The following is a 1,983-nucleotide window of genomic DNA, read 5'->3' as shown; positions in this document are numbered from 1 at the left end:
CCGCCGCCGTCGAGCCGCTCATCCACGGCGGCGGACAGCAGCGGAAGGTCCGATCGGGCACGCAGGACGTCGCCGCCGCGGCCTCGTTCGCCGCGGCCGCCGTCACCGTGCACGGCCGGCTCGACGACGACGCGCGGCGCATGGCGGCGCTGCGGGACCGGCTCATCCACGGCGCGCTCGCCGCGGTGCCCGATGCCCGCCTGTCAGGCGATCGCGACCCCTCCGGACGCCTGCCCGGCAACGTGCACCTCTCCTTCCCGGGGTGCGAGGGCGACTCGCTCCTCTTCCTCCTCGATGCCGCCGGTGTCGCGGTGTCCACCGGCTCGGCGTGCCAGGCCGGCGTGCCGGAGCCCTCCCACGTGCTCATGGCCATGGGCCGCTCCGAGGCCGACGCTCGCGGGGCGCTCCGCATCACGCTGGGGCACGACTCCACGGAGGCCGACGTCGACGCCTTCCTCGCGGCGCTGCCCGGCGCCCACGCCCAGGCCGCGAAGGCCGGGCTCGCCGCCCGGGCGACCTCCTTCGATCGCTGAGCGCCGCCCCGAGGCATCCGCTGCGCGGCATCCCCTCAGGCAGTCCTGCCTACACTGGACGGGTGAAGGTTCTCGCAGCGATGAGCGGCGGCGTCGACAGCGCCGTCGCTGCGGCACGCGCGGTCGATGCCGGACACGACGTCGTCGGTGTGCACCTCGCGCTCAGCCGCATGCCCGGCACGCTGCGCACGGGGAGTCGCGGCTGCTGCACCATCGAGGACTCGATGGACGCCCAGCGCGCCGCGAACGTGCTCGGCATCCCGTATTACGTGTGGGACTTCTCCGAGCGGTTCAAGGCCGACGTCGTCGACGACTTCATCGCCGAGTACTCCGCGGGCCGCACGCCCAACCCGTGCATGCGCTGCAACGAGCGCATCAAGTTCGCCGCCCTGCTCGAGAAGGCGCTCGCCCTCGGGTTCGACGCCGTGGCGACCGGGCACTACGCCACGATCGTGACGGATGCCGCGGGCAACCGCGAGCTGCACCGCGCGAGCGCGTGGGCGAAGGACCAGAGCTACGTGCTGGGCGTGCTGACCTCCGAGCAGCTCGCGCACGCCTACTTCCCGCTCGGCGACACCCCCTCGAAGCAGCTCGTGCGCGAGGAGGCGGCGCGACGCGGGCTCTCGGTCGCGCAGAAGCCCGACTCGCACGACATCTGCTTCATCCCCGACGGCGACACGAAGGGCTGGCTGGCCGAGCGCGTCGGCGTGGAGACGGGCGACATCGTCGACCGCTCGGGTGCGGTCGTCGGCTCGCACGAGGGCGCCCACGCCTACACCGTCGGGCAGCGCCGGGGACTGCACCTCGGCACGCCCGCGCCCGACGGGCGGCCACGGTTCGTGCTCGAGGTGCGACCCAAGGAGAAGACCGTCGTCGTCGGGCCGAAGGAGGCGCTCGCGACCGCCGAGATCGCAGGCTCGCGCTACACGTGGGCGGGGCTGCCTCCGGCCGACGCGTCGACGCCGTTCGCCTGCGAGGTGCAGATCCGCGCCCACGCCGATCCCGTGCCGGCCGTGGCGGTCGTCACCGGTGGCGAGCTCGTCGTCACTCCGTCGCATCCGCTCGACGGTGTCGCCCCTGGGCAGACCGCGGTCGTCTACGTCGGCACCCGGGTGCTCGGCCAGTGCACCATCGACCGCACCGTCAGCGCCGTCGCCGTCGACGCCTGAGGCTCGCGTACGCGCGCGGGTCTCGCGGCCGACGGGGCGCTGTCAAGGCCTGTGCTCGCGGGCGCCGTTCGGCGTAGATTCGCCGCTGCGCCGACACCTGCGGCGCCATCCGTACGACGAGGAGGTTGCACCGTGAGTACCCCACGAGACCCCGCCGCCAGCTACCCCGAACGACCGGTCGCCGCACCGGGCGACACCCGGGCCGTGCCCGCCACCGTGCGGAGCGACGTCCCGCCCGCAGTGGACCGCAACGCCGACGGCGTCGACGACCGCCGCCAGGT

2 protein-coding genes are annotated in these 1,983 nt (G+C 74.2%); both read left to right on the top strand.

Features of this window, described 5'->3' with window-relative positions; genetic code table 11:
- On the top strand, positions 1–533 hold a 533-nt coding region (locus tag GH736_RS21975; RefSeq protein ID WP_159607076.1), incomplete at its 5' end, for an aminotransferase class V-fold PLP-dependent enzyme.
- Between the two features lie 80 nt (positions 534–613).
- Entirely contained in the window at positions 614–1,702 is a 1,089-nt protein-coding gene (gene mnmA, locus GH736_RS21970; protein WP_159607078.1) for a tRNA 2-thiouridine(34) synthase MnmA, read from the top strand.
- Positions 1,703–1,983: the final 281 nt, after the last annotated feature.

Source organism: Agromyces humi (assembly GCF_009720255.1).
Taxonomy (GTDB): Bacteria; Actinomycetota; Actinomycetes; order Actinomycetales; family Microbacteriaceae; genus Agromyces; species Agromyces humi.
Note: the sequence above shows the minus strand (reverse complement) of the source record. Positions and strands in the feature narration are given on the sequence as shown.